Here is a 23010-nt window from a genome sequence, read left to right as displayed (position 1 = left end):
ATTTCCGGACCCTTACTTTTCAAATTCCACCCAGTCTTTCAGGATGTAAACTGGAATTTGTACCTGTTGCGCCTGTACAACACTGGCTTTTATGAAGCTACCTGTGCTACCGATGTATGTAATGGATGTATTTTGCATTTCTGAGGTAGCATAATAGGCACCATAAGGACAACGGTATGGATTTCCTTTAACATCTGTTGTAAATACCGAAAAGAGTATGAGTTTCCGCGAGTTCGTATCCGGCTTTTCATAACCGAAAATCCTGTAATCGGCCCTGATGTTTCCATAGATGGTTAGAGTGCTATCATTTAGATTTATTGTTGCTTTTTGATAGGCTTCTTCGCTCATCTGCGTGGCTCCAATGTTTCTGATCGTATCTCTTCCGGCTGTTGTTTTTGCGAGCTGATTTTTCTTTTCAAGAGATTTAATGCTACCCGAAATGGTTTTTTCTGCCACAGGCTGATGTTGAATTTTCTGGTGTGATTGATCCTGGCAGCTTGTCATCATCATCATAAAGACGACCATTAAACAGCTTTTTAAGTTGTGGCGATGCATTCATTGTTATCGTTTTATGTTTATTGATTTAATAGATGCTAAAATATAAAAATAAGCGGCATTAAATGATTAACGTTATTGCTGTAACCGTGATACTGCCGGCATGAGCTATTCTATAGGTTTCAAATACAGCCACTTGGTAAAATTGAACGGGCTGTTGCGATTTTCAGAATCAAAGTATATATTTAGCCCTTCTTTAATCTGTTTTAATGGAGATTTCTGACCAAATTTTATTAAAAGACCTCCAGAATGGTAATCAATCTGCTTATGAGCTGGTGTTTAAAAAATATTATAAGGCGCTGGCTTTAAAAGCGTATCTGATGCTGGAGAACGAAATGGAGGCGGAAGACCTGGTTCAGAACCTTTTCATCTCCATGTGGGAGAAATCACAATTTCTTTCTGTTAATACTGCGTTGAAGGCCTATCTTTTCAAGGCGGTACATAACCAATGCCTCATGTGCCTCAGAAAAAGAAAAACCGATCAGCAGCGGCTGGATGAATATACCAATACACTTGATTTGATTACAGACGAAGAATTTTTATCAGATGCGGCGCATGAAAAAATGATTCAGTATGCGCTGGAAGAACTACCCACGCAACGTCAGAAAGCTTTTCAACTGGTATATTTAGAAGATAAAAAATATAAAGAAGCCGCAACAGAAATGGGTTTATCTGTCAACTCTGTTAAGACACACCTGAAACTCGCCGTTAAAATGTTGCAGGAAAAATTGATTTCATTCAGATAAACATTCACCTAATTTAAACATTAATGCATCTATCAATTAGCGATGGAATATAAAGAGGAATATATTAAAGGGCTTCTGTTTGAAAAAATGGCGGGAACGATCAGTGATGGCGATGATACAATTGCAGAAAAAGCAATCGCTGATATTCCTGAAATTAAAGCATACTGGCTGAAGCTGAAAACGAAAATGGATGAGCCTGGTGCCGCAACATTTTTATCATCACTGGATGAAAAAGCAGCGTGGCAAAAACTAAGTCCAAAACTGGCAGATCAAAAAACAAAACCACTTTTTACCGGAATTTAAAATACATTGCTGTTGCAGCCACGCTCTTGATCGGTATGCCGCTGGTATGGCATTTTTATGCAGATAAAGGCAGTAGTCATGGTCCTTCGCCATCAGCTATCCAAACTAATCAGGTATACCTGAAAACCAGTGACGGCAGGACGATTGAACTCAACACTGACCGTAACATTAACCAGAATGGTTTAAACGGACAAGCCAGAGCAAATGAACTGACTTATCATGCAGACCAGGCCACTGACGCAGATCAGGCTACGCTATATGTTCCGGCCACTAAAGACTATAAGATAAGACTGCCGGATGGTACACAAGTGTGGATGAATTCGGCTTCTACTTTGAAATTTCCCTATAACTTTAATCAGCAGATCAGGGAAGTTTATTTAACCGGTGAGGCTTATTTTGAAGTGGCACATGAAAAGAAACGAAAATTTATAGTGCATACAGCATTTGCCGATGTTCAGGTTCATGGTACTTCCTTTAACGTAAATGCTTATGATCAGGTAAGTTTTTCTACTGCACTTGTAGAAGGATCGGTTTCGGCTGTAAAAGACCGGCAGCTCATTGATTTAAAACCAGGCGAACAGGTGAACGCCATCCGGGATCGCCTCACTAAGCAACCTTTTGATGCACAGGAACTGTTGTCCTGGCGCAAGGGACTTTATTATTTCCACAATCGCTCGTTAGGCGATATTGCCCGGGTGCTTAGGCGCTGGTTTGATGTGAAAGTAGTTTTCAGTACACCCGATTTAGCGGAGCAAACCTTCACAGGCGAGGTCAATAAAACCATGCCACTTAAGGTGGTACTTTCCAATCTGGAGCTCAGTTCGGGCATTCGGGCACAGCTCAAAAATGGTATATTAATTTTTAAATAATTTTTTTCTTCAGCCATTCACCCATTTCAGTTAAAGTTGCATCTTAAGGAAAACCACTTATAAACTTTTAACTGTTATGAAAAAAATCTTACCCGAAAGAGTCGGCTTTGCTTGCCAATTGTTTTTATACTGCTTTTTACAGTGGTGATGGGCGCTCAATCCCAGGCTATAGGTAAAATCAACATGGAAGGCAAAAACATCAGCTTTGCGTCGGTATTTAAGAATATTAATGCGCAAACTGGCCTTACTGTTTTCTATAGCAATAAAATTCTGAATGATTCGGAGAAAATTACCGTCAGCTTTAAGCAGGCCGAACTGGATGAAGTGCTGAATGTCAGCCTGAAAGGTAAGGGACTCAGCTGGACGGTTAAAGAAAATTATATCATTTTGCAAAAGGCCATCGCAAAGCCGGCGGCCGAAGAGCATAAACCTACGGTATTGGCCAGTCCAAAAGCAGAAGATAAAACCGGGCTCATTACTGATGAAAATGGTTCGCCTATCCCCGGTGCAGGTATAAAAATAAAAGGCAACAGCAGCGGAGGAACGGTCAGCGATCAGAATGGACGCTATAAAATTAATGCAAATGCCGGTGATATCCTTATTTTTTCCTATGTGGGTTATACACCACAGGAAATATCGGTAGGAAGCGATAACCAGATTAATGTGAAATTACTTCCCCTGAATCAGAATTTAAATGAGGTGGTGGTGGTAGGTTATGGTGTTCAGAAGAAGGTGAATTTAACGGGAGCTGTTTCACAGATTTCGGGTAAAGATCTTGCCGCACGACCTGCCGGACAAACTTCAGCAGCACTGCAAGGTATGGCACCAGGGGTTACGGTAAGGCAAAGTTCGGGCCGGCCGGGTGGCGATGCCGGTACCATCAGGATTAGGGGAATTGGAACGATCAGCGATCCTAACCCGTTGGTGATGATTGACGGGATTGAGGGCAGTATGAATAATATTGATCCGAACCTGATTGAATCTATCTCCATCTTAAAAGATGCTGCGTCGGCTTCTATTTATGGTTCAAGAGCAGCAAACGGTGTGATCCTCGTTACCACAAAAAGAGCCGCTGCTGATCAGGTCAGCATTTCCTACAACAATTATATTGGCTGGCAGGAGCCAACCAACATGCCCGATCTGGTAGATGCGCTTGACCACATGCTTTTAACCAATGAGGCTTATGTCAATACTGGCCGTACCGCTCTATATTCTGACGCACTTATTCAGAAATACCGGGAGCAGAATGGCGCCAGTTCTGATCTTTACCCGAATACCGACTGGCAGAAAGAAACCTTAACCGGCTCGGGCTTGCAGCAAAGTCATTTTTTAACTATACAGGGCGGCACCCAAAAGGTAAAGCTGCTGGGTTCATTCGGGTTACTTGACCAGAAAGGGATCATCGAAAATTCGGGTTTCAAAAGATATACCATCAGAAGTAATGCGGATATTGCTTTTTCAGATAAGTTGAAGGCCAGGATAGATCTTCAGTACGTCAATGCCATCACCACTGATCCTTCAGCAACTTCTGATGCCATTTTTCAATGGATGAACAGTATTCCGGCCAATCAGATCGGGGTGAACCAAAGTGGCCAGTGGGGGTGGGATGGAATGGATTCAATCCCATTTCAGCCGGTAAAGAAGGGGGAGCTAACCGTACCAATGCACCTTTTGGCAGCATTAACGCAGCACTGAATTATAAGCCTGTTGAATGGTTAGAAATGGAAGCCGTTTATTCGCCAAAGTATGCCTTATCTTCATCTAAAAATTTCCGGAAAGCCATTCAGTCTTACCTGCCCAATGGGGCCACCAGCTATTTAACGCCTGCACTCAGTTCATTAACGCAATACAACAGTCAGTCTTTTTTTAACAATATGCGTGCAACGGTAACCGCATCCAAAACTTTTGGAGACCATAATCTTAAATTACTGGCCGGTGCATCAAGGGAAGACTATTTTAATCAATGGACCAATGCCTACCGCGATACCTATATTTTACCAGATTATCCTGTATTAAATGCGGGCTCTGCCCAAAACCAGCAGGCTACCGGCAGTGAAGAAGAATGGGCCCTGCAATCGCTTTTCAGCAGGTTTAACTACGTGTATAAAAATAAGTACCTTCTGGAGCTCAATGCCCGTTACGATGGTTCTTCCCGTTTTTCGGCTGGTAATAAATACGGGTTTTTTCCTTCAGCTTCTGCAGGCTGGCGCATATCGGAAGAAAATTTTATGGCCGGTTTAAAAAATGTAATCAGTGAGGCTAAACTTCGTGTATCATGGGGTAAACTGGGTAATCAGAACATCGGTACCTATCCGTCTATCACCACCATTTTGCTGGAGTCTTATACGCTTGGAAAGCAGATTGTGAATACGGCTGCTTTGAATACCCTGGCCAACAAGCTGATTTCGTGGGAAAGTACCGAGGAAAAAAATATTGGTTTAGATCTTACTCTCTTTAAGAACCTGAACATCACGGCAGATTATTACAGGAGAAGAACGAGCGACATTTTGTTACCGCTTGATATCCCCTTAATTGTAGGTTTTGAAAAACCTTATCAAAATGCCGGTGTAGTGGATAATATCGGCTGGGAGCTGGGGCTTACTTACCGGGGAAAGCTGAATGAATTTAATTACAATGTAAGTTTCAATATTTCCGACGTGAAAAATACGGTAATTGATATGCGTGGAATTAATCAGACAGGTTTAACCGTCAACCGTGAAGGTTATCCCATTGCATCGCTTTTTGGCTACCAGGCAGATGGATTGTTCGCTTCAGATGCCGAGGTGGCTACCCATGCCAAGCAGTTTGGATCAGTTAAGGCAGGTGATATCCGATATGTTGATCAAAACGGAGACAATATCATTAACGAATCAGATAAGATTGTGATGGGCAGCACCATTCCACGCTATACCTTTGCCACCAATCTAAGCGGTTCATACAAAGGCTTTGATTTTTCAGTGCTGGTTCAGGGTGTTGGCAAGGCCAATGGTTACCTGGCTGGTCCTGGTATTTTACCTTTTAATGTGGGTGGAGCTATCGGTGGCACCATCCGCGAAGACAATAAGGATCGCTGGACACCTGGCAATCCAAATGCCGCTTACCCCAGGCTGGCCTTTGGCGAAACCAATAATGAGCAGGTGTCTACCTATTTCCTGAAAGACGCATCCTATGTGAGGATAAAAAATGTTCAGGTAGGTTATACATTTCCGGTAAACATCGCACAGAAGGTTGCTTTGAAAAGGCTCAGGATTTTTGCAAATGGTTCAAACCTGGGCTCATTCGATCGCTTTTGGCAGGGATATGACGTAGAAGCGCCCGTGGGAGCCGGAAATATCTATCCACAGGTAAAGGTTTACAGTTTTGGTTTGGAAGCATCTTTTTAATTTAATACAAATGAAAAATAAAATATACTGTTCGATAATTGTTTTTTTATTAGTGGGATTATCCTCCTGCCAGAAAGATTATCTGGATAAAGTGCCTTTAAGCGGTCCTTCTGATGAAACCTATTTCAGCAATCAGGATGAGCTGGTACTGGCGGTGAATGGTTTATACCGTTATGCCAATTACGCTCCGCTGGATAACATGCCCTTGAACCTGCTCCTGGATAATGGAACGGATATAGGCTGGGACCGTAATAACGGCCCATTACAAAGCCTGGGCAAAGGAAACCAGGACAGCAATAATGGCCTCGCGATCAGCGTATGGACAGAAGCCTATCGGGTAATTGCAAAATGTAATTTTATCCTGGATAATATCGGTAAGGTTAAAGATAAATCTACGGCGGCCATCTATAACCGCTCCAGGGCTGAGGCGCGTTTTGTAAGGGCTTATACCTACCAATACCTGACCGATTATTTCGGCGGTGTCCCGCTGGTCACCAACGTGCTTACGCTCGAAACTGCCCAGGTAGCCAAAACAGAAAAGGCAGCTATTGTTGAATTTATATTAAAAGAGCTTACAGAAGCCGCTGTAGATTTGCCACTAAACTATTCAGGTGTTGATGTAGGGCGGGCTACAAGGGGTACTGCCCTGGCTTTTAAAGCCAGAACGGCATTAAATAATGCGAAATGGGCAGAGGCTGCAGAAGCTGCAAAGGCTGTAATGGATTTGAAAATATATAGCCTGCACAATAACTACGGCACACTGTTTTCCTATGCCGGTCAAAGCTCTCCTGAAATTATCTGGGCTTTCCAGTACCTCAAGGCATCCAGGATCAAAACACATTCAACACCAAATGCCCTGCTTTCCAGAAACGGACTGGGCTTTACCAACAAAGTACCGTCTCAGTCGCTGGTGGATGCTTTTCCCTGCACCGATGGACTTAACATTGACCAGTCACCACTTTTTGATCCGAAATCTCCGTATAAAAACAGAGACCCAAGGCTTACCTTTACCATCGCAGTGCCAGGCTCTATTTTTTATAATTACCAGTTTGAAACCCATCGCGACAGTGTAAAATGCTGGAATTACAATACCACTCCGGCCACACGCGTTGATAACCAGGATGCACTGAATGCCTTTGCCACTTTTACCGGCTATTGCTGGAAAAAATATGTCGATCTGGATGATAAGGCCGACCGCAGTAATTCTGAGATCAATGTGATTCAGATCCGGTATGCCGAAATACTGTTAATTTATGCCGAAGCGAAAAATGAACTTGGCCAGCTCGATCAGTCGGTATATGATGCCATTAACCAGGTAAGAGCCAGACCCAGCGTCAACATGCCCCTTATACCGGCCGGACAAAGCACCGCATCATTCAGAAGCCTGGTGCGTAAGGAACGTTTGTATGAACTTGCTATGGAAGGGCTCAGGTTGTCTGATTTAAGAAGATGGCGCATCGCAGATAAAGCCATGACAGGCAATTTTTATGGCAGAGTACAAAGAGGCCTGCTGGCCGGTCCGCCACAGATCGATGAAAACGGCCTCGCCAACTATAACAATGTGGCCAACCGGGCAGATCTGAGAATTATAGAAACAAGAGTTTTTGATACAGGCAGAGATTACCTTTGGCCGATTCCAAACATTGAAACCGTGACCAATCCGAAACTGACTCAAAACCCTAAATATTAAAGATGAGTAATAAAATCAAATTGACCATTTTAGGTCTTCTGATCACTTTGAACAGCCTAAAGGCGCAGCAGAAATTATATAAAAGTTATGACGTTTGTGTTTACGGCGCTACCTCCGCAGGGGTAATGGCCGCCTATACCGCTGCGCAGTATGGTAAATCAGTCTTGCTGATTGAGCCTGGAAAACATGTGGGTGGAATGAGTTCCGGCGGACTGGGTTTAACCGATATCGGGAATAAATATGCCATTAGTGGCCTGGCGCTTGATTTTTACAGGCAGATCGGTCAGCATTATGGTAAATTCGAGCAATGGATCTTTGAACCCCATGTGGCTGAAAATATCTTTAATACTTACCTTAAAAAGGCAAAGGTGCCGGTGTTGTACCAGAACCGGGTTACGGCAGTGAAAAAACAGGGCAACGTGATTACCGAAATCCTGCTGGAATCAGCTGATCAGCATTCGGTTGGCAGCGTAAAAGCCAAAGTGTTTATTGATTGCTCCTATGAAGGCGATTTAATGGCCAGGGCCGGCGTTTCTTACATGGTAGGAAGGGAAGCCAATACCACATACGGTGAAACTTTTAACGGGGTTCAGCTCACCAATGGTCACCAGCTTCCGGATGGGATTGATCCTTACAAAGTTAAAGGCGATGCGAAAAGCGGTTTGCTCTGGGGTATCACCAATGGTCAATTGGCCGCAAAGGGGAGTGGCGACAACAAGGTACAAGCCTACAATTTCAGGATTTGTCTCAGTAACGACCCTAAAAACCGGATTCCGATTACCAAACCTGCCCATTACCAGCCAGAGCATTACGAACTGCTGATCCGCCAGATGGAAAAAAGAACCTGGAAATCTTTGCAGGATGTTTTCATCTGGAGCAGGATGCCCAACCAGAAAACGGATATCAATAACCGCAACGGATTTTCAACGGATATGATCGGGATGAACTGGGATTATCCGGATGCAGATTACCGGAAGCGACAGGAAATATGGTCGGCCCACACGGATTATACCAAGGGTTTACTTTACTTTGTGGGCCATGACCCACGCATTCCGGAATATATCCGGGCAGAAATGAACGAGTGGGGATACCCGAAAGATGAGTACAGGGATAATGAAAACTGGACACACCAGCTTTATGTGCGCGAAGCCAGAAGAATGAAAGGTGCGCTGGTAATGACCCAGCACCATTGTGAAGGCCGGGAACTTGTTCCTGATGGAATAGGCATGGCGGCTTATACTATGGATTCTCATAACTGTGAGCGGCTGGTGGTGAATGGGATGGTTAAAAATGAAGGTAATGTAGAAGAAGGTGGTTTTGGCCCTTACCCGATTGCCTACCGGGCCATTACGCCTCAAGAAAAAGAGGCAGCCAACCTTTTAGTTCCCGTATGTCTTTCAGCTACACATATTGCCTATGGTTCCATTCGTATGGAGCCGGTATTTATGGTGTTAGGGCAGTCAGCTGCACTTGCTGCGGTAAAGGCAATAGACGGAAAATCAGCGGTTCAGCAGATTGATGTGGCCAGTCTTCAGCGCCAGCTCAAACAAGATCCACTGGCAGATGGCAGTGCGGCAGATATATTGATTGATAACAGTGATTCATCCAGGGTGAAGATGGCTGGGCAGTGGTCAGTACAAAAAAGGGGTGGTTATGGACCAGATTATTTCCTGTCTGACGGAAATATGGATACCAGCAGTTTCATCCGCTATTACATTGACCAGCACATTAAAGGCCGTTATGAAATCTATACCTACTATGCCAAACTTCCGGAAAGAAATGGAGTGACTGCTCTAAAAATATTTGATGGGAAAGGGCTCCGGGAAGTTGCCATAAAAGATGAGGAGGTCAAAGTAGTTGGGCAGACCTCCGGAGAATGGGTGAAACTGGGCGACTTTACTTTTTCAGGAAACGGAAAACCATACGTTGAAATAAGCGGAAAGGGGAAAAAAGTAGCGGCAGATGCAGTGCTGCTGGTTTCTGCCCGTAAATAAAAGGTAATAACCTGTTATGCCTAAAGGCAGGAAGCTGATTTAAAATAGCAGGAGTCACTTTCAGACAGCTCCTGTTGTTTACAATCCCGTGCATGACCTCCGGATATACGGCCAGAAATCAAAACTGGTTAAAGCATAATTATATCAAAAATTATCATTCATTTTAATGGAAAGTTATAATTTAGCGTCCATCTAACATCCTGAAAAATATTCATCTAAATTCGCAACATGAAAGCCGCTACAATTTGTTTTTTAATTTTATTTCCACTTTTTGGTTTTTCCAAGTCTGTCAGTAAAGACGAAATCCCATTCCAACTGTTACCCTCAGGGCATCTCCTGGTAAAAGCTAAAATAGATGATGTACAGGGCAGTTTTATTTTTGATACAGGCGCTGGTGTAACGGCATTTACCAGGAAATTTTTTGATCAACTTAAACATGCTAAAAAAGAGGATGGAGGCTATACCGCTTTCAGGGCAACTGGTGAGCGGTTGGATATAGATCTTTATCATGTTCCCAATTTTGAAATGGGCCCTTTTAAAAAAGCTGAAGAAGAAATAACTTTTATAGATGCAGATTTTGGCGGTATTGATGGCATTATATCCCTAAAACTGTTAGAAAACAGACCTTTTACGATTGATTTTGAGAAAAAAGTATTAAGACTCGAATCACCTGCGTCGCTGGCCGTAATAAAAAAGACGGCTAAAAAGTTAAGCATTCAATTGGAACAATCGCGGGAAAAATCGCTTAGTATTTTTTCTTATTTTAAAATAAACAATAAGCTCACTTTACAACTCTCACTTGATGCTGGTGCCGGAAAAGACGTTTACAGGCTTAATACTAAATACCTTAAGGCTTTAGATATAGATGTATCGGATACTACCCAGGTTAAAAAAATCCAAAAGAAGAGCGAAATCAATGAAACGTTTGTTTCTACTATTTACCGCACAAAATTAAAAAGTATAACGGCCAAAGATCAGCCGACTGTGTTTGTGAAGGATAACCCTGTACAGTTTGTAGATGGCCTGATTTATGATGGCATTATCTGGATCAACTGGCTGGGAAAAAGAATAACTTTTGACCTTGACGATAAAGCCTTACTGGTAGAGCGTTAACACCTTATTGACAGAAGTACATTAATTCACAGCTATGGCCGAGAAATTAAATTATACCATTGAGGTTTGTCAAAAGGAAAACGTAAAGAATATTATAGACGGCATAAACGAATACAATTTTAAGAGTGTACCTGCACTTGCTGAGGTCTGGACGCCACTTGAGTTTGTGGCCAAAGATAAAGCAGGTATTGATATTGGCGGGATACTAGGAGGAATTGGCTGTTGGAATGGCTTAGAGATCAATCTTCTTTGGGTTAAAGAGGAATATAGGCGAAAAGGACTTGGTTCACAGCTGCTAAAATATATAGAAAAGATTGCCTTAGAAAGTGGGGCAACAATTTCCATGCTGGATACTTTCGACTTTCAGGCGGAAGGATTCTATGTAAAAAACGGATATAAAGTGATAGGAGAAATAGCTGATTTTCCTAAAGGTCATAAGCGCATATATTTTGCGAAAAGATTCGATTACTAAACAGTTAAAAAGCCTTTACAATTTCATTTAATGCCGATCATGTAAACCCATTTTCCAGATTTATAAAAAAACAGGAAATGAAAAAAGCGCCAAAAATACTTTTAACCATTAGTTAAAAAAACCGTGTTCATATGCGTATCCGTGGCTAATCATTAAGATGAGTTGATTATTTGGAGCGCAGTTACTGTGCTGGTCGGCACCGGTAGTCCCGCTTTCCTTCCTGCCCCGATGAAAAATCTGTGGCATCCATTCAATCGGGGCTAAGAACAAGGGTTTCTGCCATGAAAAACCAGGCGCTGTTACTTAAACCTGATAGCGCAGGTTAGCCCGGAGCCCGGTTTAAGCACTGTTTTATGTTGCCTTTTATTGAGTGCTTGCTTGTTTCACAGGTTGCATCGGGGAAGACTAACAGCGATAGCAGGACTGCCGCCCTCAAAAAACACTGACGTTCGTTTTCAAAAAAATAATACACCCTTTTTACAAATACCCTATAGATATTTTTTCCCGGCCGTTGCAATAATCCTGATTTAACTTTAGCTTGCAGGCATTAAAAATCAACCTATTATTACATGGCCATTAATCTTCAAAAAGGACAACGCGAAAATTTAAAAGCTCCAAAATTTACCATCGGGCTGGGCTGGGACACTAACAATGCCGCCAGTGGTTACGATTTCGATTTAGATGCCTCGGTATTTATGCTGGGTGAAAACAGGAAATTGATTGCCGATGAATATTTCGTGTTTTATAACAATTTAACCTCTCCGGATGGCGCCCTTACCCATACCGGCGATAATTTGACAGGAGAGGGAGATGGTGACGATGAAGCGATCCATGTTGACCTTACGGTTGTAAATCCTGCAATCAGCGAATTGTGCATTGTGGTAACCATCCACGAAGCTTTGGCCCGCAGGCAAAACTTCGGACAGGTTAAAAACTCTTTCGTACGCATTGTAGATACCAATGGTGTAGAAATTATGAAGTATGAACTGGAAGAAGATTTCTCTATCGAAACCGCCGTCGAATTTGGCCGTATTTACCGCCGTAATGGAGAATGGCGTTTTGAAGCCGTAGGTGTAGGGATGAAAGGCGGACTTCAGGATTATGTAAATAAATACCAGTAATTGTTTTTTTGAAAGTTAGCAGAAAAATAATTTTAAGGGTTTCGATAATGGCAACATCTGGTTTTAACTCCATGTTAATCCCATGCATCTGTTTTCAATTACTAAAAATGAGTTGATCATTCGGAGCGCAGTTGCTGTGCGTATCGGTACCGACAGTCCCGCTTTACTTCCTGCCCCGATGAAAAATCAGGGGCATCCATCCAATCGGGGCTAGGAACATGGGTTTGTCGCATGGAAAGAAATCAACGTTTCCAAAAAAATCCGTGTGTACCGGTAGTTTATCATTAATATATTATGATTATTTAGAGAGCGAGGATATTGCTGATCAATAAAGAAAATATAAGACCTGACAAACAGTTGTCATAAGTACCCGATACCTTCGTTGCACAATTAAAATAATAGCAATGAATTTAATATCCACCCGCATCATTACCGCCCAGGTAGAAACACTCATCAATTTTTATGAACAGGTAACAGGCTTAACTGCCATCAGGTACACGCCTGATTTTGCCGAGTTAAAAACCCAAAGCGCAACATTGGCCATTGGTAGCACACGCACTTTACAGTTTTTTGGCGGCGACAATGTTGCCCAACCTGCACAGAACCATAGTGTGATTATCGAATTCAGGGTTAATGATGTACAGCAGTGTTTCGAACAATTAGCGGAATCCTTAAAAAGCGCAATCGTACAAGAACCAACCATTATGCCCTGGGGCAATCAGTCTTTGTTATTAAGAGATCCTGATGGCAACCTGGTGAACCTGTTTACTCCGGTAACGCCCGAAGCTGTAGAAAAGTTTAAGGGTAATTAAACCCCTGTGATAAGGCGATTATTTAAAGGCTGACTGATATCTTTCAGGATCGCAATTAAAAAGGGGCTGTCCGATCATTTCGAACAGCCCCTTGGTTTTTTCCTGTAAATAATTTCTGACCTGAATAATATTATTTTTAAAACGGATAAGAATAAAGTGTAGCGCTGATTTTAGCATCTTTTGCAATATTATAATTTCCATAGCCATAACCCAGATTCCGGTTTGTCAGGTTGTATACAATAAAATCGAAAGAAATATTCGATGGCAATTTTATCGATACCAATCCGCTTGCATCAGTTACTCCTTTAAGGGCGGATGAATTGATCACATCTGCAATATTACCCGAATTAAGTTTAATATCGTTGACCGGGTAAGCCACCACGCCCACATTTTTTAATGGAGATCTGTAATCGCTACTGGATATCAATGTGAGGTTTAAAATACCTGAGAATTCAGAAACTTTAACGGTCTTTTTTTCTCAGTATCTGCAACAACCTGAACAAATTCATCAGTACGGTATCTCACGTCATTGATAATGGCAGTATCGCAAATTACCAGGTAGTTTTTAGGCAATAGCTCAGGGAAATAAGCCACGCCGTCCTGATCTGTCCTTATTGTGGCTACCAGGGCATTAGCATTTGGGTAACTCGTGTTTAAAATGTTCTGCGCATCGTATAACGAAACTTTAGTCCCAGCCAAACCTTTCCCTGCATCATCTACAAGTTTATAACTTAATTTGCCAGAATTTACACCATCAACTAACTTAACATTGGTAATCTTTTTACAGGACAGTGCTAAAATAAACAGCCCAAACAGGACCATGATTTTACATTTCATATTATTATAAAAATAAGCGCGGTTACAATCAAACTATTGTTGATAGATGGTCATTAAATAGTTAACCGTAGCATCTTTTTGTACTGATACGCTATTATTATAATTGTATGAAGCATTGGTAACCGTATTATAAAGGTATACCGAATATTGCTTAGCTGAAGGGATTTTGAAAGTGATCAAACCGGCATCATTGGTAACTCCCGAATAATCGGCAACTTTTAAATTAGTAGCGGTAGTTGATGCGTAATTGAATTTATTTGACGGGATCATAATCACGCCTATATTTTTTAAAGGTTGATTATTATTGTAAGATCTCACTGTTAATGCAAATGTTCCAGAATAATCTGTCACTTTTGTTTCCTTAGCTTTAACTGCACCAGTACGCACCTGAACATACTCCTGAACCAGGTAAGCTACATTGTTAACTTTCGCAGAATCGGCAACAAGCAGGTAATTGCTTGGATTAAGGTCTCCAAAGTCAGCCAAACCGTTCGGGTCTGTTAAACGGGTTTCTAACAGGATATTGTAGTTTGAATAATAAGTATCCGTGCGGTCAAATAAAGATACTTTTACATTTGCCAATCCTTTTCCGGCATCGTCAGTTAGCCTATAGGTAAGTTTTCCACTGGTTGAAAGTGTAACATCAACGTTAGTAGTTTTTTTGCAGGAGATAAAAACTGCAACAAGAAGAATTAAGAGTGTTAATTTTGATTTCATATACATATTTATTTTGGGCGCAAATATAGAATAATGATTGAGCAATTATTAAATATTTTTATCCAATTAAAAGACAAAACAAATAGTGATTTGATAATCAGTGGACTTAGAAAATTGTATACAAAATAAATTACCAGATTTTAAACGAAATGTCTCTATATCCTTACGTAATAGCACATATTATCCATTAAAATCACATTAAATTTGTGCCCATCAGGATCAGTAAAAGTAAAACCATAATAATTGGCTTCATCTCTTTCCACTTGCTTGAGGATAATACCGCCGGCATTTTTAACCTGATCTGTAAATTCATTTACTTCCTCTTCAGTTTCTGCAGAAAGGGTAAAAATAATTTCACTTTTGTTTACAGGTCCTGGCGCTAAAAATTCATCTATTATTGAGCCTTGTTCAAAAAAATGGATCACAAATTTATCCCCGCCAAAAAGAAAACTTCCAATTGAGGAGCTTTGTTTGGTCCATTGGTGGTAAAACAATGCTGTATAAAATTGATTGCTGCGCTGCGCATCTTTTATGTTGTAATTGGTCCAAATTTTTGTTTTATCCGATCTGAAATTAAAATTATCGTTTAAACACGAAACCCAATAGGTGCCGGGGTCACATTTAACAGGGCTGTTTGTGCCAGAAAAATTTCGTTCCCGGTATTTTAGGAAGATTAAACAAGCAATGTAACCGGCTTAAATTTCTGAAGATATTTAAAGTATTTTTGACATTGATCCGTCTTCATTATCAAAATCCTTTTTAGTTCTAGAATGGGCAATAAAAGATGAAAATCGTATCCCAACAAGATCAACATAAAAATAATGGCAAGAAAACAGTTAAATAGTGGAAATGCACCGGGCGTTGAATTATCAAAAGCAAAAATAAACAGGAAAAGCTTGGGCAATGTGGCCCGTTTGCTTACTTATCTAAAACCCTATCGAGGCAAATTCATTGCTGCATTGTTTTTCCTCTTTTTATCAAGTTTGGTAGGATTGGCGTTTCCATCTTTTATAGGTGCATTAATTGATACCGCACAGGGCAAGCACAGCAATAATTACCTGCCCTGCACCATTCAGGGCATCTTAATGTTAGCCTTTATCGTGTTGGCATTGCAGGCAGTAGTGTCTTATTTTAGAATCTTATGGTTTGTCAATGTAGCTGAGCGCTCCCTGGCCGACATCAGGCGCGATACCTACTTTAAATTGATCACCTTGCCCATGAACTTCTTTTCGAACCGCAGGGTAGGTGAGCTGAACAGCAGGATTTCTGCCGATTTATCGCAGGTTCAGGATACCTTAACCACCACCATTGCGGAGATGTTACGGCAGTTTGTATTGTTTGTAGGTGGGATAGTTTTTATGGCCATCATTTCGAAAAAACTGGTCTTTGCGCTGCTTTTAATCTTACCCGTGATGATAGTGTTTGCTGTTCTGTTCGGCCGCTTTATCAAAAAGATTTCGCGTCAGGCTCAGGATAAAATGGCCGAATCAAACAGTATTGTTGAAGAAACCTTATCAGGCATTTCCAATGTAAAAGCATTTGTAAACGAAGCATTCGAAGCCACACGTTATAAGAATACCATCCGCGAGGTAGCAGATATTGCCATTAAGGGTGCTAAATTCAGGGGTATGTTTGTATCCTTTATTGTGCTCTGCGTTTTTGGAAGTGTACTGGGGGTAATCGGTTATGGCTGTATCCTGGTTAGTCAGCAGGAAATTACCTTTGGCGAACTTTTAAAATTTTCACTTTATGCGATGTTCCTCGGCAGTTCGCTGGGTAGTTTTCCCGAACTTTTTGCCAACCTTCAAAAAGCTGTAGGCGCCAGCGAAAGGGTACTGGAAATCTTGGGAGAGCAAGGAGAAGCTGTATCCATTACCGAAAAGGATAATGTGGTAAAGCAAAAAATAGTGGGGAATCTCACTTTCAACCAGATCAATTTTGCCTATCCCTCAAGGCCGGAAGTTGAAGTCTTAAATAATGTATCTTTTGAGGCCAAAGCCGGACAAAAAATAGCGATAGTAGGGCCAAGTGGCTCGGGCAAATCGACTACCGCAGGATTGATATTGCAATTTTACCATCCGCAAAGTGGCGAAATCCTTTTCGATGGCAAACCAGCCTCCGCCTATTCGCTTAGGGATATCCGGAATCAGATCGCAATTGTTCCACAGGATGTGATGTTATTTGGCGGAACGATATTGGAAAACATTGCCTATGGCAAGCTAACGGCTACAAAAGCAGAAATTATACAGGCAGCTAAACGGGCAAATGCGCATGATTTTATCAGCGCATTTCCTGAAAGCTACGAAACAGTGGTTGGAGAACGTGGGGTAAAACTATCAGGCGGACAACGTCAGCGCATTGCCATTGCCCGGGCACTGCTAAAAAACCCGTCTATATTGATTTTGGACGAAGCCACTTCTTCACTCGATTCTGAATCAGAACGCCTGGTACAGGAAGCCCTGGAAGAATTAATGAGTGGTCGTACTTCTATTATCATCGCTCACCGCTTATCAACCATTCGTGAAGCCGATAGGATTCTGGTAATGGAAAAGGGACAGATTATTGAATCGGGTACACACCAGGAACTCATTAGAAGTGAACAAGGGCTGTATAAGTACCTGAGCGGTTTGCAGTTTGAGGTGCAGCAGTAAAAAACAATAGGAAGCTGTAAAATTTAAACGTTAACAACTCAACGGATACAAGAATAAGAAGCTGTATCGTAAATTGTAGTTTAATTGAATTTGTCAGGTTGAGCTTAGCCTCTAATGAGCTTGATGAAGTATCGAAACACCTCGTAAAATATTTAAAACAGGTCCTTCACTTCGACTACGCTCAGTACAAGCTCACTACTATCAACAGATACCAAAAAAAGCTCGTCATCTCGACCGAAGCAGCGCGACGTGGAGAGATCTATCAAAAACAGATTTTGTTTCACAGAGCTTTCGGGTTCCCGACTGCGTTACCGATGTAAAATCGGTACAGGTAGTACTCCGCTCGAAATGATGGTAAAGCGAGAGAATTTTTACATGTAGATTAATTACTGTCATTTATATTAATTTTTATAAAATAAATTATTCCTCAGGATTGACAATTCTATATTTATGAGATAGCCTCAACGAGTTACAGACTCTTTTCTATTATTAATCCGTAGCGCCCTTTGGAATGCTACGGACAGACATGGGATAAACCAATTTGAGTTTTAGAGAAATCAGCAATAAGCCATCAGGTTATTGCTCTCTTAATTTTAGTGAGATGGGGTAAATGACTTCTGGTTTTTCCGCAATACGTTTTACTTATTAAATAGAGCCCCCAACCACTAATCTTGATTCATCGATAATCGTTTGAGCGAATGAGCTTCCTGAAATGCACTTCATCATCCTGTTAAAGGCTAACTTACCTAAATTATAACCACTGGTTTCAGCATAGGTAATTTCCGGGTAAAATAGCTGGGGAATCATGCCGTCGCTTATTGCGATAACGCCCAAATCTTTTGGCGCTTGCAGCCCTTTTCTTTGGATAGCTTTCATAGCACCCGCAAGAATTTCATCACTCATACAGAAAACGGCAAATTTTTCCCCGATATGTTCGGGCAGAAGCGCTAAAGTAATTTGTTCGGCTTCTTCTGAACTTCTGGCATGAACTGTTTTCAGTTCCACCTTTTTATCCTCTTTATATAATATTGAGGTGAACTTTTGGAACCGGGCTTTGGTGATCGACATATTTTTATCGCCAAAAATTGCCAATACATTTACTATGCCCTTTTTTAAAATTTCTTCAGCTGCTAGGATAGCCGCATGTTCATCGCCGACACAAATTTTGTTACAGGATTCATATTGCGGAACTTTATCGAAAAAAATAACCGGAATTCCATATCCATCCAGTTTCAAAAAAGGTTCTATCTCTATTGTTTCTGAAGTGATGGCGATAAAAATCCCTGATACACGTTTATGTTTGCAGCTTTTTAATATTTCCTGCTCAATTTTCGGGTCGTTTGATGAGCGATAAATAATTACAGAATAACCAAATATCCTGGCCTCTTCTTCAATGGCGCTGATAAAGGAGTGATAAAAGAAATTTGAAAGACTGGGGACCACAACCGCAAATTCTTTACTGCTGTGCGTACGTAAATTTACGGCATAAGGATTTGGATCGTATTCCAGCAATTCTGCAAGCTCGTTAATCTTTACCTTCGTCTCCGCTGAAATATCCGGATGATCTTTCAATGCCCTCGAAACTGTAGATATACTTACATTTAACCGTTCAGCAATCTTTTTTAAAGTGGGATTCTGTTTCATGGTTTATATTTGGTTAATCAAATATAAGTTTTCCACAACAAACATTTTCGCAAATGTTTCCGCAAACGTTTGCGGTTATAAAACGTCTATTTTAATGTTTTTACATTAATTATAACCTTATCTTCATATTATCAAATGAATGAGGTATTTCTGCAGATTAATTTTTGCGTAAGTGCTTCATCAGTTTAACCAAATATTAAAAGCGCATAAATTGAAGCCGGATCTTTTGGCTATGCTGTTTATTTATCAAAATTATGAGAAATTTTACCCCTGTTGTTTTAGTTTTCATTTTACTGTCTGTATTAAACTGCGCTTCGCAGCAGGCATCGCCTCTAACTGAGGGTAATAAGCCGGTTTTTTCTTCGTCAAATGATGCATATAGATATGAGTTAAATAGGGCCTATCATTTTGAAATAATGGATATCGGGAACGATCCCAGCGCTCATAAACTCATTGGTTTAAGGGCCTTTACCAATTGGGATAATTCAATTGCAAATAAATACTGGTTTACAACTACACCCCAACTTTTACTAAACAACGCTGATGAAACTGCAACAATAGCTAACCATACAATTAACCTTAAACCGTGGCAAGCTGTGGTTTTTAAACTTAATCAACATTAATATGATAGGGGCTCAGGCAGAAAAGGTTAATAATTTTTCATCGGCAGCGAAGTTGAATTTTTCTTCGATAATTGCCATGAACTTAGGTTTTTTGGCATCCAATATAGTTTTGGCTTGCAGCAAACCAATATGACACCCATTTACTCGTACCTGGGTGCAAATGCAGATCAGATTCCGTTGTTAAATTTAGCAGGCCCAATGACGGGGTTAATCATCCAGCCGATTGTTGGCGCAATGAGCGATAAAACAACGAGCCGATTCGGAAGAAGAAGGCCATATTTTTTAATTGGTGCGATAATTTGCAGCATTTGTCTTTTTGCTATGCCATACAGCAGTTCAATTTGGATGGCTGCCGGAATTTTATGGATTTTAGATGCCGGTAATAACATCACAATGGAACCATACCGGGCTTTTGTCAGCGATAAATTACCTTCAGATCAGCATGCACTTGGTTTTCTAACCCAAAGTTTTTTCACAGGTTTGGGGATTACGCTGGCTAATCTGACGCCTGGAATTTTGATTGCCGCAGGCTTAATCAGTATTCATTCCAGAAGTGGAAACAATATTCCTTATACAACTTATGCAGCATTTTTTATCGGGGGAGTGGTTTCTATCGGCTCCATTATGTTTAGCTGTTTAACCACAAAAGAAACTCCATTATCAAAAGACGAAATAAAAAAGATTAAGGCAGAAACTGGCGGTGTAGGCAGAATTTTTAAAGATATTATTGAAGCTTTTAAGGTGATGCCTTCTACCATGAAAAAATTGGGCATTGTTTACCTTTTTAACTGGTATGCCATGTTTGTTTACTGGCAATTTGTAACGCTTTGTCTGGCTAAAACTATTTATAACACAACTGATGCCGCCTCTGACGGTTTTGCTTCCGCACAATTACTTACCGGAACGGTTAATGGTGGCTATAACGTGGTAACTTTTCTCGTGGCATTTCCACTTGCATTTTTTGCACGAAAGATAACGGCTCAAAAAGTACATCTTATCAGCCTGCTGTTCGGAGGAGTGTGCCTTATTTGTTTGCCGTTGATTCATCATTCAGCTTTGTTATTCATTCCAATAATCGGCCTGGGCATTGCATGGGCAAGTATGATGGGCACACCTTATGCTATGCTCGCGGGAAGCATTCCAAAAGAAAAAACAGGAATTTTTATGGGCATTCTGAATATGTTTATCGTAATGCCAATGCTTCTGGAAACGATTACCTTCAAATACGTTTACCGGTACCTGTTAGGTCACAATCCTGAAAATGCAATTGTTTTTGCAGGTGTACTGATTACGGTTGCAGGATTTATGGTGTTATTAATTAAGAAAAAAGATAGGGGAGTTGTAATATAATGGTCGATTTAAAAGCATATAACGAGGCATTAAACCTTTTGCAACAGGCATCCACTCCGTTTGGATTTGTGGCAGCAGTGCAAGACCACGACAATTATAAACGCGTGTGGACCAGAGATGGCGTAATTACGAGTATTGCTGCCTTGCTAAGTGGTGAACATGATCTGGTAAAAACTGCAAAAGCTACAATTGAAACACTTTTAAATAATCAACATATAAACGGATTTATGCCGTCGAATGTTTCTCCTGAAAATGGTTCGGTAAGTTTTGGAGGCACGTCAGGCAGGGCCGATAATCCATCGTGGGCAGTTATCGGCTTATGTGCTTACACTTTATTAACAGGAGATAAAACGCTTTGGGTAAAACATCAGGCACAGGTAGATAAATGCCTTTCGGTTTTAGAAGCCTGGGAGTTTAACGGAAAACATTTGGTTTATGTGCCCCAAAGTGGTGATTGGGCTGATGAATATATTCAGCATGGCTACATCTTGTTTGACCAGTTACTTAGGGTTTGGGCCTTAAAACTGGCTTCAAAAATAGTTTCAAATAAAAACTGGAATGATAAGGCCCTGGACATTGTAAACGCAATAAAAGCGAATTATTGGAAGGTTGATGGACAGCCAAATGCCTACGCCCCGAATTTAGTCCACCAGTTGAAAGATGCATCAGCAGATTTTTGGTTAATGGGTTTTAACCCGGCCAGAATTTATAATTATTTTGATTTGCAGGCAAACACATTTTGCCTTTTAATTGGAACTGGTAATGAAACTCAAAATAGATTAGTGATTAATTATATAAAAAAACTACAAGAAAACCATCAATCAATGTTGCCGTCTTTTTATCCAGCGATAGAAGAGAATGATGACGATATGAATGAGCTGAAAAATAACTACGCCTATTCATTCAGAAATAAACCCGGGTATTTTCATAACGGTGGCTTATGGCCGGTTTGGAATGGCTGGCTGGCAGCAGCTTTAAGTTTAAGTGGAGAAACTGAATTTGCGAAATCGATTACATCAGCCATTCACACCTCAAATTCAAAGGCAGATTTATTTAACGAATGTTTACATGGTTCTACGCACAATCCATGCGGGGTACCGAATTGTACGTGGAGTGCTGCAGGTGCAATAATTGCTGAACAGGCACTTATAAGTGATGATTTTAAAGCGCTTTTTTAATTTTTAAAAGATTATTACGATGAATTCGACAAGAGGTATTTCAGCAAAAAAAGTTTTAGTAGTAGGCGAATTACTTGTAGATATGATATCTGATCAGAACATTGAATCTCTTGCGGTTTCCTCACAGTTTTCTACTAATCAGGGTGGAAGTTCAGCCAATTTATGTGCGAACTTAAAATGGCTTGGTATTGATGCAGAACTTGTTGCTACCGTTGGTGAAGATAATTTAGGATCTTTTTTAATTAATGAACTTAAAACAATTGGTCTGTCAGACAAATACATACACCGTTCGGCAAACAGGCAGACAAGTGTGATATTAGTCGCTAAAAATGAACATACACCGGATTTTATTCCTTATCGCAGCGCTGATTTGGCCATAAAAAGAGTAGAAGATGCTGTCATTAATTCATCGGATATGATCCATACAACTGCTTTTGCCCTGAGCAAAGAGCCGGCCCGAACCAATATCCTTCGTGCCTTTACCAAAGCACATGAATCAGGTAAATTTTTGTCGGTCGATTGGAATTTCGCCCCCTCCATCTGGCAGGAAGATGATGGCAAAGATGTTTTCAAAAAACTGATGAAAATGGATCCGTTACTAAAAATTAGTGTCGACGATTTGGAGCGTTTCACCGGGGAAAGCCTGACTATTGAGGAAGCTGTTAAATGGCTGGATAATCTGAATGCTCAGATAATCTGCCTTACCTGTGGGAAAGATGGTGTCTGGTTTAAAACAAAAAACCAGGCCTGGCGGCATAAGCCGGCACTTCCGGTAAATTCCGTAATTGGCGTAACCGGTGCGGGAGATGCTTTCTGGTCGGGATTTCTATCGGCATTTATACACGAAAAATCCATTGATGAATGCATTAGTCAGGCGCTGGAGGTAGCCAAATTGAAAATTGAAAAACCATATCCTTTGTATAAAAAATAATCATCATACTAACTAAACTAA

General features: G+C 40.9%; 20 protein-coding genes and 1 pseudogene. 15 read left to right on the top strand and 6 right to left on the bottom strand.

Annotated elements, in window-relative coordinates:
* Positions 1 to 12 precede the first annotated feature (12 nt).
* Positions 13 to 525 (bottom strand): hypothetical protein, encoded by a 513-nt coding sequence (locus tag ACQ86H_RS15010; protein ID WP_431291591.1) that lies wholly within the window; start codon positions 523 to 525, stop codon positions 13 to 15.
* 239 nt (positions 526 to 764) lie between these two features.
* Between ACQ86H_RS15010 and ACQ86H_RS15005 the strand changes: the two genes are divergently transcribed.
* From ACQ86H_RS15005 to ACQ86H_RS14960, 10 genes and pseudogenes are all read left to right on the top strand, one after another.
* Entirely contained in the window at positions 765 to 1301 is a 537-nt protein-coding gene (locus tag ACQ86H_RS15005; RefSeq protein ID WP_138821058.1) for an RNA polymerase sigma factor, read from the top strand.
* A 42-nt stretch (positions 1302 to 1343) separates the two neighbouring features.
* Positions 1344 to 1604, top strand: coding sequence for a hypothetical protein (locus ACQ86H_RS15000; protein ID WP_431291590.1), 261 nt, complete (start codon positions 1344 to 1346; stop codon positions 1602 to 1604).
* Positions 1541 to 2473, top strand: a complete 933-nt coding sequence (locus tag ACQ86H_RS14995; protein ID WP_431291589.1) for a FecR family protein — start codon at positions 1541 to 1543, stop codon at positions 2471 to 2473. Before ACQ86H_RS15000 ends, ACQ86H_RS14995 begins: the two co-directional genes overlap by 64 nt.
* Positions 2474 to 2620: 147 nt before the next feature.
* A pseudogene (locus tag ACQ86H_RS14990) lies at positions 2621 to 5856 on the top strand (TonB-dependent receptor).
* Positions 5857 to 5866: 10 nt separating this feature from the next.
* Positions 5867 to 7546, top strand: a complete 1680-nt coding sequence (locus ACQ86H_RS14985; protein WP_138821061.1) for a RagB/SusD family nutrient uptake outer membrane protein — start codon at positions 5867 to 5869, stop codon at positions 7544 to 7546.
* 2 nt (positions 7547 to 7548) lie between these two features.
* A complete protein-coding gene (locus ACQ86H_RS14980; RefSeq protein ID WP_431291588.1) occupies positions 7549 to 9540 on the top strand; it encodes an FAD-dependent oxidoreductase in 1992 nt (663 codons plus the stop codon).
* Between the two features lie 228 nt (positions 9541 to 9768).
* A complete protein-coding gene (locus ACQ86H_RS14975) occupies positions 9769 to 10653 on the top strand; it encodes a retropepsin-like aspartic protease (RefSeq protein ID WP_431291587.1) in 885 nt (294 codons plus the stop codon).
* A 34-nt stretch (positions 10654 to 10687) separates the two neighbouring features.
* Entirely contained in the window at positions 10688 to 11125 is a 438-nt protein-coding gene (locus ACQ86H_RS14970) for a GNAT family N-acetyltransferase (RefSeq protein WP_431291586.1), read from the top strand.
* Between the two features lie 569 nt (positions 11126 to 11694).
* Positions 11695 to 12246 (top strand): TerD family protein, encoded by a 552-nt coding sequence (locus tag ACQ86H_RS14965; RefSeq protein ID WP_138821066.1) that lies wholly within the window; start codon positions 11695 to 11697, stop codon positions 12244 to 12246.
* A 404-nt stretch (positions 12247 to 12650) separates the two neighbouring features.
* Positions 12651 to 13058, top strand: a complete 408-nt coding sequence (locus ACQ86H_RS14960; protein WP_138821068.1) for a VOC family protein — start codon at positions 12651 to 12653, stop codon at positions 13056 to 13058.
* Between the two features lie 136 nt (positions 13059 to 13194).
* On the opposite strand, the gene ACQ86H_RS14955 is transcribed toward ACQ86H_RS14960, so the two are convergent.
* The 4 genes from ACQ86H_RS14955 to ACQ86H_RS14940 all read right to left on the bottom strand — a co-directional run bounded on the left by ACQ86H_RS14955 (position 13195) and on the right by ACQ86H_RS14940 (position 15106).
* Positions 13195 to 13485: a hypothetical protein gene (locus ACQ86H_RS14955; protein WP_431291585.1), complete on the bottom strand. Its 291-nt coding sequence runs from the start codon at positions 13483 to 13485 to the stop codon at positions 13195 to 13197.
* A gap of 8 nt (positions 13486 to 13493) precedes the next feature.
* Positions 13494 to 13895 (bottom strand): hypothetical protein, encoded by a 402-nt coding sequence (locus tag ACQ86H_RS14950; RefSeq protein ID WP_431291584.1) that lies wholly within the window; start codon positions 13893 to 13895, stop codon positions 13494 to 13496.
* A 33-nt stretch (positions 13896 to 13928) separates the two neighbouring features.
* Complete coding sequence (locus ACQ86H_RS14945) at positions 13929 to 14612, bottom strand: hypothetical protein (protein WP_431291583.1); 684 nt, start codon at positions 14610 to 14612, stop codon at positions 13929 to 13931.
* A gap of 155 nt (positions 14613 to 14767) precedes the next feature.
* Complete coding sequence (locus ACQ86H_RS14940) at positions 14768 to 15106, bottom strand: VOC family protein (protein ID WP_431291582.1); 339 nt, start codon at positions 15104 to 15106, stop codon at positions 14768 to 14770.
* A gap of 327 nt (positions 15107 to 15433) precedes the next feature.
* Here ACQ86H_RS14940 and ACQ86H_RS14935 point away from each other — a divergent pair, with 327 nt between their 5' ends.
* Positions 15434 to 17263, top strand: a complete 1830-nt coding sequence (locus ACQ86H_RS14935; protein ID WP_431291581.1) for an ABC transporter ATP-binding protein — start codon at positions 15434 to 15436, stop codon at positions 17261 to 17263.
* 645 nt (positions 17264 to 17908) lie between these two features.
* Here the strand turns inward: ACQ86H_RS14935 and ACQ86H_RS14930 are convergent.
* Positions 17909 to 18907 carry a LacI family DNA-binding transcriptional regulator gene (locus tag ACQ86H_RS14930; protein ID WP_138821075.1) on the bottom strand — a complete coding sequence of 333 codons (999 nt, stop codon included), beginning with the start codon at positions 18905 to 18907 and terminating at the stop codon, positions 17909 to 17911.
* A gap of 254 nt (positions 18908 to 19161) precedes the next feature.
* Between ACQ86H_RS14930 and ACQ86H_RS14925 the strand changes: the two genes are divergently transcribed.
* From ACQ86H_RS14925 to ACQ86H_RS14910, 4 genes are all read left to right on the top strand, one after another.
* Positions 19162 to 19530: a hypothetical protein gene (locus ACQ86H_RS14925; RefSeq protein WP_431291580.1), complete on the top strand. Its 369-nt coding sequence runs from the start codon at positions 19162 to 19164 to the stop codon at positions 19528 to 19530.
* Between the two features lie 129 nt (positions 19531 to 19659).
* The gene (locus tag ACQ86H_RS14920) at positions 19660 to 20880 is read left to right on the top strand and encodes an MFS transporter (RefSeq protein ID WP_431291579.1); all 1221 of its coding nucleotides are present in this window, start codon (positions 19660 to 19662) and stop codon (positions 20878 to 20880) included.
* Positions 20880 to 22058 (top strand): glycoside hydrolase 100 family protein, encoded by a 1179-nt coding sequence (locus tag ACQ86H_RS14915; RefSeq protein ID WP_431291578.1) that lies wholly within the window; start codon positions 20880 to 20882, stop codon positions 22056 to 22058. The genes ACQ86H_RS14920 and ACQ86H_RS14915 overlap by 1 nt, the downstream gene beginning before the upstream one ends.
* Positions 22059 to 22077: 19 nt before the next feature.
* Positions 22078 to 22989, top strand: coding sequence for a carbohydrate kinase family protein (locus ACQ86H_RS14910; RefSeq protein WP_431291577.1), 912 nt, complete (start codon positions 22078 to 22080; stop codon positions 22987 to 22989).
* The last annotated feature ends 21 nt before the right edge of the window (positions 22990 to 23010 follow it).

Origin of the sequence: Pedobacter sp. P26 (genome assembly GCF_050632135.1) — a bacterium.
Taxonomy (GTDB): domain Bacteria; phylum Bacteroidota; class Bacteroidia; order Sphingobacteriales; family Sphingobacteriaceae; genus Pedobacter.
The sequence above is the reverse complement of the archived record's forward strand: the minus strand, read 5'-3'. Positions and strand labels throughout refer to the sequence as shown.